17 protein-coding genes are annotated in these 14,879 nt (G+C 42.1%); 8 read left to right on the forward strand and 9 right to left on the reverse strand.

All coding sequences use genetic code 11. The features are described 5' to 3' along the window. The first annotated feature begins 103 nt into the window (after positions 1-103). Complete coding sequence (gene ribF, locus AC13DA_RS05175; RefSeq protein ID WP_284451823.1) at positions 104-1,036, forward strand: bifunctional riboflavin kinase/FAD synthetase; 933 nt, start codon at positions 104-106, stop codon at positions 1,034-1,036. A gap of 7 nt (positions 1,037-1,043) precedes the next feature. Here ribF and AC13DA_RS05180 read toward each other — a convergent pair whose 3' ends face one another. The 3 genes from AC13DA_RS05180 to AC13DA_RS05190 are packed head-to-tail and all read right to left on the reverse strand — an operon-like array spanning position 1,044 to position 2,284. Then, positions 1,044-1,406, reverse strand: a complete 363-nt coding sequence (locus AC13DA_RS05180) for a lysozyme inhibitor LprI family protein (protein WP_284451822.1) — start codon at positions 1,404-1,406, stop codon at positions 1,044-1,046. A 3-nt stretch (positions 1,407-1,409) separates the two neighbouring features. Then, complete coding sequence (locus AC13DA_RS05185; RefSeq protein ID WP_284451821.1) at positions 1,410-1,814, reverse strand: hypothetical protein; 405 nt, start codon at positions 1,812-1,814, stop codon at positions 1,410-1,412. 11 nt (positions 1,815-1,825) lie between these two features. Further along, positions 1,826-2,284, reverse strand: coding sequence for a GNAT family N-acetyltransferase (locus AC13DA_RS05190; RefSeq protein WP_007145862.1), 459 nt, complete (start codon positions 2,282-2,284; stop codon positions 1,826-1,828). Positions 2,285-2,404: 120 nt separating this feature from the next. On the opposite strand from AC13DA_RS05190, the gene AC13DA_RS05195 reads away from it, so the two are divergent. The 4 genes from AC13DA_RS05195 (at position 2,405) to AC13DA_RS05210 (ending at position 7,850) form a co-directional block, all read left to right on the forward strand. After that, positions 2,405-3,151 carry a ferredoxin--NADP reductase gene (locus AC13DA_RS05195; RefSeq protein WP_284451820.1) on the forward strand — a complete coding sequence of 249 codons (747 nt, stop codon included), beginning with the start codon at positions 2,405-2,407 and terminating at the stop codon, positions 3,149-3,151. 121 nt (positions 3,152-3,272) lie between these two features. Next, entirely contained in the window at positions 3,273-3,839 is a 567-nt protein-coding gene (locus AC13DA_RS05200; RefSeq protein ID WP_482945855.1) for a type IV pilin protein, read from the forward strand. A gap of 3 nt (positions 3,840-3,842) precedes the next feature. Next, positions 3,843-6,695, forward strand: coding sequence for a bifunctional diguanylate cyclase/phosphodiesterase (locus AC13DA_RS05205; protein ID WP_284451818.1), 2,853 nt, complete (start codon positions 3,843-3,845; stop codon positions 6,693-6,695). Between the two features lie 99 nt (positions 6,696-6,794). Then, positions 6,795-7,850, forward strand: a complete 1,056-nt coding sequence (locus AC13DA_RS05210; protein ID WP_284451817.1) for an acyltransferase family protein — start codon at positions 6,795-6,797, stop codon at positions 7,848-7,850. A 2-nt stretch (positions 7,851-7,852) separates the two neighbouring features. On the opposite strand, the gene AC13DA_RS05215 is transcribed toward AC13DA_RS05210, so the two are convergent. After that, positions 7,853-8,515, reverse strand: coding sequence for an SDR family oxidoreductase (locus AC13DA_RS05215; RefSeq protein ID WP_284451816.1), 663 nt, complete (start codon positions 8,513-8,515; stop codon positions 7,853-7,855). Between the two features lie 116 nt (positions 8,516-8,631). Between AC13DA_RS05215 and AC13DA_RS05220 the strand changes: the two genes are divergently transcribed. Genes AC13DA_RS05220 through arsB form a run of 3 tightly spaced genes read left to right on the forward strand, consistent with a single transcriptional unit; the run spans position 8,632 to position 10,467 of the window. After that, positions 8,632-9,009, forward strand: coding sequence for an ArsR/SmtB family transcription factor (locus tag AC13DA_RS05220; RefSeq protein ID WP_284451815.1), 378 nt, complete (start codon positions 8,632-8,634; stop codon positions 9,007-9,009). Position 9,010: 1 nt separating this feature from the next. Further along, positions 9,011-9,421: an arsenate reductase ArsC gene (locus AC13DA_RS05225; protein ID WP_284451814.1), complete on the forward strand. Its 411-nt coding sequence runs from the start codon at positions 9,011-9,013 to the stop codon at positions 9,419-9,421. Beyond that, positions 9,418-10,467: an ACR3 family arsenite efflux transporter gene (arsB, locus tag AC13DA_RS05230; RefSeq protein ID WP_284451813.1), complete on the forward strand. Its 1,050-nt coding sequence runs from the start codon at positions 9,418-9,420 to the stop codon at positions 10,465-10,467. The genes AC13DA_RS05225 and arsB overlap by 4 nt, the downstream gene beginning before the upstream one ends. 64 nt (positions 10,468-10,531) lie before the next feature. Here the strand turns inward: arsB and AC13DA_RS05235 are convergent, their stop codons facing one another. The 5 genes from AC13DA_RS05235 to AC13DA_RS05255 form a co-directional block, all read right to left on the reverse strand. Continuing rightward, on the reverse strand, positions 10,532-11,770 hold the full coding sequence (locus AC13DA_RS05235; RefSeq protein WP_284451812.1) for an EAL domain-containing protein: 1,239 nt from the start codon (positions 11,768-11,770) through the stop codon (positions 10,532-10,534). Positions 11,771-11,898: 128 nt separating this feature from the next. Further along, the gene (locus AC13DA_RS05240) at positions 11,899-12,321 is read right to left on the reverse strand and encodes an MAPEG family protein (RefSeq protein WP_284451811.1); all 423 of its coding nucleotides are present in this window, start codon (positions 12,319-12,321) and stop codon (positions 11,899-11,901) included. A gap of 13 nt (positions 12,322-12,334) precedes the next feature. Next, positions 12,335-12,922: a hypothetical protein gene (locus tag AC13DA_RS05245; protein ID WP_284451810.1), complete on the reverse strand. Its 588-nt coding sequence runs from the start codon at positions 12,920-12,922 to the stop codon at positions 12,335-12,337. Between the two features lie 31 nt (positions 12,923-12,953). Further along, positions 12,954-13,340 (reverse strand): YybH family protein, encoded by a 387-nt coding sequence (locus AC13DA_RS05250; RefSeq protein ID WP_284451809.1) that lies wholly within the window; start codon positions 13,338-13,340, stop codon positions 12,954-12,956. Beyond that, positions 13,337-14,869, reverse strand: a complete 1,533-nt coding sequence (locus tag AC13DA_RS05255) for a bifunctional GNAT family N-acetyltransferase/carbon-nitrogen hydrolase family protein (RefSeq protein ID WP_007145850.1) — start codon at positions 14,867-14,869, stop codon at positions 13,337-13,339. Before AC13DA_RS05255 ends, AC13DA_RS05250 begins: the two co-directional genes overlap by 4 nt. Between the last annotated feature and the right edge of the window lie 10 nt (positions 14,870-14,879).

Consider the following 14,879-nt stretch of genomic DNA (forward strand, 5'->3'; position numbering starts at 1 on the left):
TGCGCCTATTATAAGGTAATAGGCGTGGGCTTGCCTGCTGGATTGTTTTTTTATTTGCCGTTACTCTGTTGTGTTTAGTTATTTTTTTGGTAGACAACGTCTTATGCCGAAAATCATTCGCGGTTTTCATAATTTACCTGCTTCACCTCAAGGGTGTGTTGCCACCATCGGTAATTTTGACGGTGTCCACTTAGGCCATCAAGCGGTATTGACACAATTAGCCATGAAAGGCGATACGCTAAAATTACCCGCCGTAGTGATTACGTTTGAACCGCAGCCATTTGAATATTTTGTTCCGGAAAAAGCGCCAGCCAGATTGACGCGGTTTCGTGAAAAAGTGGAGGCTTTGCGCTGTTATTCCATCCAGCAATTATGTGTTTTACGGTTTAATCAACAGTTGGCAGAGATGTCGGCTGAACTCTTTATCCAAAAATTATTAGTGGAAGGATTAAACGTTAAATATCTGGTGGTGGGGGATGACTTCCGCTTTGGCTGTGAACGAAAAGGCGATTTTGCGTTATTACAGCAAGCCGGACGGCAATATGGCTTTCAGGTGGTGAACATGCACACCTTTGCTATCGATCAAGACCGGGTAAGCAGCACCCGTATCAGAAATGCACTAAGCAGTGGTGACTTACTCTTAGCTGAGAAGTTATTAGGACGTCCATATCGGATGAGTGGTCGGGTAGCGCATGGCGATAAGCGTGGTCGTAAGATGGGATTCCCCACGGCAAATATTCATCTTCATCGGCATAAAATTCCACTGACAGGGGTGTTTGCTGTGCAGCTATTTGGTATTGATGAAGAACCGGTTAATGGTGTGGCAAATATTGGTATCCGACCGACTATTGGTGGTAACAAGGCCTTGCTTGAAGTGCATCTGTTTGATTTTAAGAGAGAGATCTATGGCGAGCATGTTCAGGTGTTTTTCTTACATAAGATTCGTGATGAGCAGCGTTTTGACAGTCTGGATCAGCTGATCAGCCAGATTCACAAGGATGCCGATCGGGCGCGCCATTATTTTTCACAAGTCTGAATGAGGTTTATTTCAGATAATAGTCTTGTAAAAACTGATTACGTTGCCTGGTCAGCTCAATGGCGCAACTGGCGGTTACAGCTTGTTGCTGCGCATTGTTTTGCCAGGTCTGATAGACATTCAGGCATTGCGTTTTCCGGTAGGCATCCCATGTTTGCTGCGATAACTCAAGCGACTTTAGCAATGCATCGTTTTCAGCATGGCGTTGTTTGATTATCGTTAAGTCACTGACCATTTCATCAATCGCTGATTGCAGTTTCCTATCGAGACAAGCTTGCATGGCATCAGCATTTGTCATTGGACACAGTGACTGAGCCTGAGCCAATGGACTGAATAAAACGAATAGACTAAATGAGATGATTTTTTTCATGATTTAGAGTTTATCAATATCCAATAAAATCTGTTTTGCTAATCTTTCCATTCTATCCAGGCTGATATCGGCTTTTTGCAGAAAATCATCGGTGTAAAACTTAGGGTCAGCCCAATGTTTACCCGTTATGTGGCAGCGTTTCGCCAGTTTACTCAGTCCCAAATCGTCTAAATCAAATCCCAGTTGGGTCCAGCATTTCGCCAGATGTCGCTCAGTCGCATGATCGGCTTGTTGGGTATCTTGTATCTGTCTGACATACACACTGGTTTCCCGGGCAGCGATAATGACATTTCTCAGCGCTGTTCTGGATTGTTGCTGACGCTGTTCGCCTGCGCGATTAAGATTCGCTAACCAACGTTGTATATGTTTAAAAATTTCCCATAATAATTTGGGGTTAATGGCGTCCATGGCGTGTTTGTTTATGTGTCTAAAATTAATCGCATCGGAATCATGGCAGAGTGAGTAAACCCCTCGTCCTGATACATTTTCTGGGCAATGGCATTATCGGCATCGGTTAATAAGGTAATGCGCAGACAACCTTGTTGTCTGGCAAAGTTGACCGCGGCACTTAACAAAGCCGAGCCGAAGCCTTTGCCGCGATGTTGTTCAGCAATCACCATATCTTCTAATAAAGCGACTTTACCACCCATGGCGGTTGAGGTGAGATATAACAAACTGACTACACCGACCACTTTTGACTGGTGTTTGATAAGTAAAAAGTGGCCCTTGTCGGGATGCCTGAGAATATCACTGACCGCGTGCATTTGTTTTTCTGGTTGTGGTTCAAAGTCAGCTTCCTGAGTAAACAGCACGGTCAGCAACTGGGTAATGGCATTAAGATCGGTTAATGTCGCTTCGGCAATGATGTGATTGGTCATTTAGCGTTAATCCTTGAGCTCAGGTGATGTTGGCTTAGTACGTCGTATTAAAAGTGGAATGATAGTAGCATGACCATAAACCAGAAAGTGATATCAACCCGACAAAAAGGAGACAGCACAATGGCTGATTGGCTGACGGCTACAGTAGTTGAAAATAAACAATGGAATGATCGTTTGCATTCATTAAGGCTGGATGTCGATTATCCAACGTTCAAAGCTGGGCAGTTTACGCGTTTAGCTTTGGAAATTGAGGGTGAACTTGTCAGCCGACCTTTTTCCTTGGTGAACAGTCCAGACACAAGACCGCTCGATTTTTATTTTATTGAGGTGCTTGATGGTTTGCTTTCTACCCGACTAGCCAAACTTAAAGCCGGTGATGCTATTTTGGTCGCGCCTAAAGCAGCCGGCTTAATGACCTTGGATCAATTACCTGAGGGCAAGCATCTGTATTTGCTATCCACCGGCACGGGTATTGGTCCTTTTCTGTCTATTTTAAATACGCAGGAAGTGTGGCAGCAGTTTGAAAAAGTGGTTTTGGTACATGCGGTCAGGCATCAAAATGAACTGACCTATCAGGACAACATTGATGCGATAAAACAAACACGAGCAGAGCAGTTTATTTATGTGCCTTTTGTCAGTCGTGAACAAGCACCTGATGCCTTAACAGGACGTATTCCTCAGGCTGTTGAAGATGGTCGTCTGGAGCAACGCACTGGTCTGAAAATCAATGCAGAAGACAGTCAGGTGATGTTGTGTGGTAACCCGGAAATGGTGCATGAAACCATGGAGGTGTTAATCGATACCCATGGCCTGAAAAAACACTCCCGACGTGATCCAGGGCAGATCAGTATTGAGAAATATTGGTAATTAGGTATCTAGTCTAATTGAATTTGTGAGTTAGCTCACTATTAATAAAATTCAGGTTTAGCCGATATCTTGTATACAAGATAAACTAAACACAGTTTTGGTCGCTTACATTGAAGATGGAGTGCTAAATTTAAGACAAATTGCAATTACTATGACGCTCAGATATAAAAACATCGCCAACAATGACCTAGTTGTTCAAAGGTCTCTTTGTTCTCACCTTTGGAAACAATATCTTGAGCAAGGTCTGACGTTGATAGAACTCATGATAGTGGTGGCAATTATTGGTATTCTGGCGATGATTGCTGTCCCCAGTTATCAACAATATCGAGAAGAAGCTGATCGGCAGTTGGCCATTGCTGATTTAACAAAAATTCGGTTCTCTATCGAACGGTTTTATGCCGAAACTAATCGTTTCCCTGCCAATTTAGCTGAGCTTGGTAGTCTACCAAATAATGGCAATGACCCATGGGGAAATGCATATATATATCTCAACATAGCTAATGCTGGTCCGGGTGTAAGAGCACATGTCAGGCAAGATAAGAGGCTGAATCCTATCAACACACAATATGATTTATATAGTGTCGGCAAGGATGGCGTAACTAAAAAGCAAATCTCTAATAGAGATAGTCTGGACGATATCATTTTGGCGAGAGATGGTTTATTCATCGGTGTAGCTGAAGATTTCTGATTCATGCTGACACGTTCACTTTTTAGTAAAAATACGGTTGCTAAACGTCTTTATTTTGCCTTTATCTTAGCCACCATCATTCCTGTTACTCTTCTTGGTGTCGTGTCCTTTTATCAGGTAAGCGGTGAGCTCGAACAACAAGCGTTTTCAGGACTGCGTAAAAGTAGTAAAGATTATGGACTCCGTCTGATTGACCGTGTAGTGGTGGCTGAGAGTGCCCTCAGACTATTCGAAAACAAAACTTCACAGTTGACGTTCACAAACCAGTCAATGCAACTAAAAGAGAGGATTTCTTCTCTTTTTAGTCATGTTGTTGTGAGTAAGACCTCTAATGATAATCAGTTTTTAGTTGGTGAACCTCTTGCTGTACCTGAACTGAATACACACGAAAAATTCGTGACGGAATCAGGGCAAACGGTCATTAAAGCGGTTGATGGAGCGGATACCACTTCACTATGGGTTATTGTTCCTCTTCTATCTCAACAACACACTGTGTTGATGGGGCGGCTCAAAGATGACTCTATCTGGGAAAAGGAGTTGTTAGGGGCCAACGAACTCATGATTTATGGTGAGAACGATGCTCTGTGGTTTAGTACCATACAACACAATGTGTTACCGCCTGATTTAAAGCAGGATCTGTTTACCCAAAATAGTGGCACATTTAAGTGGCGTCTTGATGAGCATCAGGTATTGCTGGGTGGCTTTTGGCATACCCCGTTACACAATATGTTTGAATCACCTGATGCCATAATTGTCCAGCTACAACCTGACAAAATTGCTTTAGCGGCCAATGCACATTTTAAATCATTTTATCCACCGATCATCATGCTTGCCGTGCTGGTGGTTCTTTTCTTTGTAACTAAATTAATTTCACGATATCTCGCACCATTATCTTCTCTGCATGAAGCGACAACCAAGTTAAGCGAGGGGGATTTCACTTATCAATTAAAAATCGATAGCCAAGATGAATTTCAGTCTCTAGCAGAATCATTTAATGAAATGACGCTTCATATTCAGACACAATTCGACATACAAGCAACGATGGGCGAAATCGACCGACAAATCCTATCTGTAAGGGAAGCTGAGGAAGTGGTCGAAACAGCTATGGAGCGTCTACCTGCCGCTTTGGGATTAGATATGATGGCTATTGCGACCATCAAACCAAACTCATCCGAAATTGAAAAACTTTATTTTCGTATTGCCGATGAGAGTATGCAGATCATTAGCACGCCAAGCATATTGAGTGATGAGGATTATCATCAGCTTAGATCTCAAGAACAGTCTTCTTTTATTTTATCTAATGATGAGCTCCCAGCTTATTCTTATATCAAGAAAATGCTGGGTGACAATCAGTTTTATTATCTCGTGGTACCGGTAGTTGCTAATGAACAGCTTATTGCTATCGTTGGTTTTGCCTACAAACGGCTATCTCACATTACTCCAGAGGTAAAAAATATCGCCAGAAACTTTGGTGACCGAATTGCCGTGGCTTTATCGAATGCTGCCTGGGAAGAAAAACTGTATAACCAGGCTCATTATGATGGCTTAACGGGATTAGCTAACCGACGTGTACTGAATGAATACCTAACACAAGCATTAGCAAGAGCTAAACGAGATGGCACGTCTTTTTGTCTGTTGTTTATTGATTTAGATCGATTTAAAAATATTAATGATTCAATGGGTCATGCGACAGGTGATCGATTATTGGTAGAGGTTGCGAGCCGTCTAAAAAATCACTGCCGAGATACTGACCTTGCTGTCAGAATGAGCGGGGATGAGTTTGTTATTCTGCTGACGGACTTTGACGATAATGACGCCTCTATACCATTATCAAGTATGATTGCTGAAAAAATACTCGCCGCACTTTCTACCCCATACCAAATTAATAATCAAACCTTACATATATCAGCTAGTATCGGTATCGCTATTTATCCTGAAGATGGGCATACCCCTGAGGCCATAATTGAGCACGCTGACGCGGCGATGTACCACGCGAAAGCGGCTGGGCGTGCTAACTTTCATTTCTACCAGCCAGCCATGACTTCTAAAGCTGTAGAGAATATGCGACTGGAACATGATTTACGCCAGGCGATTGAGAAAGATGAATTAGTCATTTATTACCAACCCAAATTTGATAGCCAGCAGGAGATAGTTGGTGCTGAAGCACTCATTAGATGGATGCATCCTGAACTTGGTATGGTGTCTCCAGCTAAGTTTATTCCTATTGCTGAACAATCTTTATTGATCATTGATATCGGTCGTTGGGTCTTTGAGCAATGTTGTAGTCTTATTAACGAGTTACGTGATAAAAATCTGTCAATTGTCCCCATTGCGGTAAATTTATCTGCCGTTGAATTTAATAGGGATGATCTTATTCCTCATCTGCTTGGAATATTAGATAAAACTCAGACAAACCCAAATTCTATTGAGTTAGAACTTACCGAAAGTGTGGCTCTAGCCAACAAAGAGCTCTGTATTCAACGGATGAATGCCTTACGAGCATCAGGAATGAGTCTAGCGATGGATGATTTTGGTACAGGATTTTCCTCTTTATCATACCTTCAGGAGTTGCCACTCAATACGTTAAAAATTGATCAACAATTTGTAAAAAATATTGAGCTGGGTGAAAGCAGCCAGGCAATCGTAAAAGCCGTAATGGCATTAGCCAAAGGCCTTTCTATGTCAGTCGTTGCAGAAGGGGTGGAGACGAGAGAACAATTTAATTTTCTGGCTGAACATGGATGCGATTTTTATCAGGGCTACCTGCTGAGCAAACCCATACCCAAAGTCGATTTTATGGCAAAATTAGAGGCTGAAAAGTATATTTCTGAACACTCTGAGTCCCGACACCAATAAATCATGTTGCTTATGATTATTTGGTGTATTGTTCGCCTGTTTTGTCTAGAGAAGAGTGATAAGCCGATGTGGTGGTTGAAATCTGTGGTAGTTGCTTAAATGAGGTTGATTGCCTTTGATTATTTCAGAGCCATTGCCATATTAAGCATCGTTGCCGGACATTGTATTAGCTATAAATCCATCACCAGTTTTGATGAAAGAGTGATTGCTAACTTAATTCAGGGTGGCTCACCTTTATTCGTCTTTATTTCCGGTTTTTTCTTCCATCATATTTTTTACAGGCAATTTGCATACAGCCAGTTTATGCTGAAGAAAGTTAAAAATGTCTTGCTGCCTTATCTGTTTTTATCGTCGTTAGCACTGATTTATTATTTAAGTTCAGGTATTTCCTTACCCGATGCCAAAGAGTTGGGAGTCACGTCGCTCAGCCACTGGCAAGATTATTTAACCATGTTTGGGCTGTATTTATGGACTGGCCGAACCTCGTTTGCCTATTGGTATATCTCGTTTATTATGCTGATATTTCTAATGTCGCCATTGTTTATCAGCTATATCCGCTTGAGTGTAAAAGCACGTGTAACTGTTTTTGTTATCGCCTTAGTTGTGGCGATGATTGTCCACCGCCCAGCCGGTAATCTGTCGCCCTGGCATGCCGTTTTATATTTTTTGCCTATGTATTTATTAGGGATTCTGGTGTCCATGCACCGAGATTTTGTTCAGTCTTACATTGCGAAAAAAACCATTGTACTGGCCGCAGGCGTTATCTTTCTGGCGATATTACAGGCACTGATTTATCCCGGATTCGGTAATCTACATAAATTACATCCATTCACCTTTGATGGTCTGGATATCTTGATTTTGCAGAAAATCGTTTTATGTTTTTTCTTTTTGTCACTACTGCAAAAGCTGAGTGAACGTTATCCTGACATTTCTGCACTGATGTTATTAGCCGACGCGAGTTTTGCGATTTATTTTATTCATCCCTGGGTGTTGATAGCGTTGGTGGGATATAAGTGGTTGCCTTATGTTGAAGAAATGAGCGGATTGGTACAGTTTGTTGTCACCTTTCCGCTCACTATCGTTATCAGCCTGACATTAGCATATCTGATAAAACGTGTTGCTGGCCGCTACAGTCGCTCTCTGACAGGTTGGTAAATCTAGCCTAGTCGTCCCGACACACTGTTGATAAATGCCTGCTGAATAGTTTCATTACCATTGTAGAGCTCATCTATCTGGTTAATGGATTCGGTATGGTTCAGGCAATAGTGAATACAGGCAGCGACATCAGCACGGGTAATCACATCCTTATCAGCCTCGCCTGTTCGTTGTGTGGAAATATAGCCTGTGGCTTTGTCATCAATCAGTTTGCCAGGACGTAGGATGGTGTAAGGCACGCCACTGGCTAATAAATAGTTGTCTGCAAAATGTTTACAAATATTGTAGTGTTTGATGGCCTCAGTGCCTGTTTCAGGATTGCCAGCATCTCTGGCGCTAACCATAACAAATTGTTTGATATTATGTTTCTTGACCATATCGATAGCTTTCACCGCACCCCATAGATCAATCAGGATGGTTTTGTCAGCGCCGGTTTTTCCACCTGAGCCTGCAGTAAAGACGACTTTGTCACAATCCTCAAATGCTGTTTCCGGAAGTGGGGATTCCAAATCGGCAATAATGGTTTCAGCACCTAATTCCTGAAAGTAGGCAGCTTGCTGGGAGTCGCGGATCATCGCTTTCACCTGATTGTCATCAGCACAGAGTAACTTTATCAGTTGTTTTCCAATCTGGCCGTTGGCTCCAATGACTAATGTTTTACTCATCGTTTATTCCCCTACGATTATTTTCATACTTGTCGAACACTTTAACATGGCTAAGCTTTCTGCTTATATGTCCATAATTATTGACATATAAAATATATGTCGACTATTATCGACATATGAAACTACAAAATGCACTCACCGCCTTTGATGCCTTGTCTCAGGAAACACGTCTTCAGGCCTTTAGATTACTGGTGGAAGCCGGTCCGCAAGGGTTGGCAGCCGGTGCCATCAGTGATGCGCTGGGTATTCCGCATAATACCTTGTCATTTCATCTGACCCATTTGAGTCAGGCCAAGTTGGTGACATCGCGTAAAGAAGGTCGCTCCATTATCTACATGGCTAATTTTGAACAGATGAGAGATTTAATTGCCTTTATGGTTCAGGATTGCTGCAGTAGTGATTTAGCGCGATTGCATCAGGCTGAGAACGCCGATTGTGCTGTTGTGGAATTTGTTGATTGTTGTAAACCTCAATCCGTTAATACAGAGAGTTGAAATGAAAAGAATACTGGTTTTATGCACGGGTAACTCTTGCCGTTCAGTGATGGCAGAGGCTTTGATTAATCAGCTTAAAGGAGCTGAATATCAGGCTGTGAGTGCTGGCAGTCAGCCTGCGGGTTATGTTCATCCTAAATCAATAGAAACATTAAAACGCCATGGCATCGATCCTGGTCATCCGGTCAGCAAGTCATGGGATGAGTTTGCGGGTCAACCTTTTGATTATGTGATTACCGTCTGTGACCAAGCCGCCAATGAAGTTTGTCCGATTTTTTATGGTGAGTATAAAAAACTGCATTGGAGCACTCCTGATCCTGCTAAAGCGGAGGGAACGGAGGCGGAAATTGAAGCTGCTTTTGATGAAGCGTTTCAGTTACTAAAAACACGTATCGAAGAGGAATTGGTATGAACTCGTCTTCTAGTTCAGCAATAGGCTTTTTTGAACGTTATTTGTCGGTTTGGGTTGGCCTTTGTATTGTTGCTGGTGTGGCTTTGGGGGCCTTGTTTCCATCAGTGTTTCAAATGGTGGCCGCTTGGCAATATGCCAATGTGAATCTGGCTGTCGCCGTATTTATCTGGTTGATGATTTACCCGATGATGGTCAATGTGGATTTTGCCTCGATCAAAGATGTTGGTAAAAAACCAAAAGGATTGTGCCTCACGTTGGTGGTGAACTGGCTAATCAAACCTTTCACTATGGCCGGGCTGGGTATTCTATTTTTTGAGATTCTGTTTGCCGACTGGGTCGACCCTCAATCAGCAAAAGAATACATTGCCGGGATGATTTTATTGGGGGTTGCGCCATGCACAGCCATGGTATTTGTCTGGAGTCAGTTGGTTAAAGGTGATGCAAACTACACACTGGTGCAAGTATCAATAAACGACTTAATCATGGTGTTTGCTTTTGCTCCGATTACGGCCTTTCTACTGGGTATGACCAATATTATCGTGCCATGGGAAACCTTATTTCTATCAGTTGTACTGTATGTGGTGATTCCATTACTGGCCGGCTATATCACACGGAAACGTCTTGATAATAGTCAGGATCACCATGAAATTGCTCGTTTTACGCAAAAAGTTAAGCCTTATTCAATTCTTGGTTTGTTAGCGATGGTGGTTCTATTGTTTGGTTTCCAGGCAGAAACCATTCTGGCTAAACCGTTAGTTATTGTTTTGATTGCGATTCCATTACTGATTCAAAGCTATGGTATTTTTGCCATTGCTTATGGTTGGGCTTATTTGTGGAAAGTGCCGTTTAATGTTGCTGCACCTGCTGCACTTATTGGCACGTCTAATTTCTTTGAACTGGCGGTAGCTGTTGCCATTAGCCTGTTTGGATTGAATTCGGGCGCTGCATTAGCCACGGTGGTCGGTGTTTTGGTTGAAGTGCCAGTGATGTTGTCATTGGTGGCTCTGGCTATCAAAACAAAGCCTTTCTTTAAAGTTAATGAGTGAGATTTAGATAAATTCATTTTGTTAATGAAGGCATAGCACCTATAAACGGCTGCTATGTCTTCGTTCAGAAAGCTGAGTAAGAAAAATTCACTGCGTCTTCTAACTCCAGCGGCTGGCTGATGAAGTAGCCTTGTATTTTTTTGATGCCGAGTCGAACCAGCTCTTGGAATTCTTGCTCTGTTTCTACGCCTTCGGCTAAAACTTCGCATGAGGTTTCTTTGGCATAAGCAAGTAACGCAGCGGTTAGTGCTTTTCTGGATGTATCAGTATCAATATTTCTGATTAGGCTGATGTCCAATTTGATTATATCTGCACCCAGTTCCAAGATATGATGAAGGCTGGAATAACCAGCACCAACATCGTCAATGGCAAGACGCACACCTTGTTTTCGCAGTGATTGTATAGCTTTACGAAAGGCATGATAGTCTGTTATTTGAGCATGTTCAGTGACTTCAAGAATAATTTTTTTATTAAATATATGCTGGTCTAAAGCTCTTTCAACGGCACCATTTATCACGTACTCAGGTGATATGTTTAGAGAAAAATTGATGTCGGCTGGGAAAAGATTCATCTTATCAAGGGCCGCTGTAATAGCCATTATTTCAAGCTCCTCTCCCAAGCCGGCAAATTGGGCTTCTTCAAACCAGATATCTGGCGTGCGATATGGTGTGTTGAGAAAACGGGATAAACACTCATAACCAATCACTCTTTTTTCGTCGACGTGATATATCGGTTGGAAAACAGTTTTGATGTGTTTATTTGATAAGACTTTGCTGATTCGTCTTTTGATTTGATTTTCTTCCTGACTCTTGATCAGTTGCTTATCAATTTGACGGGCGGCTATGTCAGCAAAAATTTTCATTAATGCTAAGTCTCGTTCGCTTAGCGTTGTGTCAGGCGTATGACTGAAACAACAGAAAGTACCATAGACTTCACCATCATTAAGTACGATGGGCACACCTAAGTAGCTACCAATATCCAGCTCTTGTGTAATCGACATCGATTTAGTCAATGGATTTTCTGAAGTATCAGCAATGATTTCATCCAGCTCACCATCAACAATCTTCCGACAGTAAGTCAGTTCAGTAGGGTCAGCGTGTCCGGGTTTTAGAGAAATGTCTCGTTCTGCTGAATCGACCACTTCAATTTTTCGTATTTGATCGGTGAACTCGGAGATAAAAGCAACATCCATCTCCAGATGTTTACGGATAACAGACAAAATATAGCTTAAGTTATCAGTTATTTCTGTTGCTTCTGTTAAGGATAATTCGTTCTCTAATCCTTTGAGGATGGTCTCTCGCATTACCATGTTATCCATCTACTATTGGCCTACCTTGGTATTGTCGTTGAATGATTACCAATATTTTATATTTTGTCGAGAGTGGTGTTTTTAACGTTGGTTAATTTTTGATTTTTTAAATTAACACAACATTATAAAAGTGTGATGGCGCACAGGACTAATAATGCGATATTTGCCAGTAAACCAATCATGAAAAACACTGTTCTTGGGCTGGGGTTTTTTTCAGTGGCAATTTTGTAATACAGGGCCATATGGATAATTCGTGCGATGGCAAATACCCAGATAAAAATCCCCGTCCATAGAGCATTGGCGCCAATAAGAATCGCCATAAAAGATGTTCCAAGCATCAAAGGTAGGTTTTCCAGCGAGTTCATAAAGGTGCGGTGGGCACGGAACACAAATGAGGAATGACTCAAGTTTTCATCAATTTTTCCTGGAATGGCACCTGGTTGTGAGGCCTTGGTTTTACTTGCAATAAACCATTGCACTAACAGTGTTAATAAGATGATAAATAAACCGGTAAATGCTGCGTGGTATACGTTTTCTAATGTCACGATATGTCTCCTTTTAGTTTTGTGCGATTAAGGCAACTGCACCAAGGATAGCCAGCAGCCAAAGTACACCCCCTATGAATAAGGCGGCATAACCTCGCCAGTCATAGCGTGAGTTAATAGCACCAATCGGGTCGTCCTTAAGCATATTGATTTTGTCTTGTAGCTCAATCAATGGGTAAGCACTCAGGTAAAACAATACCAGCCAGATAATATTGAAATATTCAGGTACCACATGATTATCAGCTAAGGTGCTTGCGAGGTTGCCAAGAATGACCAGTAAGACAAACATGGTTGCGAGAAACCCTAAATGTTTATTCTCCGGAATGTCTTGGCGCAACATACTCTGTTTGATGCGTTTAGTTAATGCATGAGTGAAAAAAATAGAAAATATGCCACGCATCACCGGCATAATTTTGCCATCGATAAAAGGCTGCTGAAGTTTCCAGTTTTTATAAAACCAATAGATACCATATAAACCAAATGTGGCGAGATAAAGCCATTTCAGCTTGGTGGTGGATACAGAAAAATAGGCTTGATCTCCAGCGGCAGGGTCAATATCCGTTTCCATAGCGATATGAGCTGTTTGAGTTTCTAATTCCATTTTAGCCTCGTATTCATGAGTAACACTGTTTTTATTTGTTCTGAAGAATGGCATGTCCATAAGAGTTATCAATAGCACATCGCCAGATATCATCGCTGTTTTTAACAAAGACATACGTCGCTTGTCTTGTGGTCGGTTCGATACATGGTGCAGAGATAATGGTATTGGCTAGTACCAGAGCGCTATCACCGGTTTCTAAAATTTCTAATGCCGCCTGTTTTATCTGTAAACCATGTTGAAAATAAACAGCAATCTTCTCAAATGCCTGACGGATCTGAGCTTTGCCGATCGCATTCATGCCGGGTTGTACCACTAGCAGCGCATCGTCAGTGTAAATATCTAATAATGTATCGAAGTCTTCTGCGATGATGGCTTCGTCTGCTGCTTTGATCTGACTGATGATTGGATGCTCTGTCATTTAGTTTTGCCGTTCCACTTCAGTGTGTAGAGTTCAGTTCGTCGGTCTTTTAGGTTATTTACCGAGCCCTCACTGCGAGTCAGTTTGAGTTTATCCAAGTCCAGATCCGAGAACATAATCATCTCGGTATTTGGGGTTGTTTCAGCCATCACGGCATCGTGGGGGTAGGAAAAGTCAGAAGGGGAGAATACAGCCGCCTGAGAATATTGCACATCCAGATTTTCTACCTGAGGCAGATTACCGCAACTGCCACAGATAACGACATAACATTCATTTTCAATGGCGCGAGCCTGAGCACAGTGACGTACCCGTAGATAACCATTTTTGGTATCAGTCCAGTACGGTACAAAAAGAATATCCATATCCTGTTGTGCCAATAAACGAGCCAGCTCAGGGAATTCAACGTCATAACAAATCAATATGCCTACACGACCTGCATCGGTGTCAAAGACTTGTAATTGATCACCGCCTTCTATCACCCAGTCACGACGTTCATGTGGGGTGATATGAACTTTGGTTTGTCGTTCAATCGTGCCATCGCGACGGCACAGATAGCTAACATTATAGAGAACATCGTCCTCCAATAATGGCATGGAGCCGGTGATGATATTGATGTTATAGCTCACTGCCATTTGCGACATTTCTGTTTTAAAACGTTCAGTAAAGCTGGCTAAAAAACGAATCGCTTCGGTTTGATTGCGTTGATCGGGGCTAAGTCCCATTAATGGAGAGTTGAAAAACTCAGGAAACAGGGCAAAGTCGCTTTTATAGCTGGATAAGGCATCAATGAAATATTCGACCTGACTTAACAATTCTTCAACAGACTCGACTTCACGCATCTGCCACTGAATCGCGCCGATACGAACCTGAGTTTTCCGGGTCTCAATAACGGTACTTTCCGGTTCATAAAAAATGTTGCGCCACTCCAGCAACGTCGCGTAACCCTGAGATTTTTCGTCTTCAGGCAGGTATTGCTTTAATAAACGCGTCACCTGAAAGTCATTCGATAACTGAAAGGTGAGAATGGGATCGTAAATACGTTTGTTTTTGACGGCCTCAAAATACTCGGCAGGCGTCATTTCGTCAGCATACTGGTGATAATTTGGAATACGGCCACCGGCGAGAATGGCTCTAAGATTATGTTGGCGACACAGCTCTTTTCTTGCTTCGTATAAACGACGGCCTAGGCGGTAACCCCGATAATCTGGATGAATTAGTACATCCAGCCCATATAGAGCGTCACCATTTTTATTATTCAGAATGGTTTCTTTTTTACTGATTAAATCATCGTAGGTATGCGGATTACTGAAACGTTGATAGTTCACTTGTACCGACAAGGCCACACCGATAATGGTGTCGTGATCGATAATACAAATCTGGCCTTCAGGTAAGTCATCAATCAGTTTGAAAATAGTATGTTCTGGCCAGGCGCCACCAATATCATCGTAAATTTTATCCATCAATAATTTGAGTTGGGGATAATCGGATTTTTCCAAGTTACGAATCTTGATGTGCAGATCTTCAGGCATAAGGTTCCTT

The organism is Methylophaga sp. F-2, assembly GCF_056859315.1.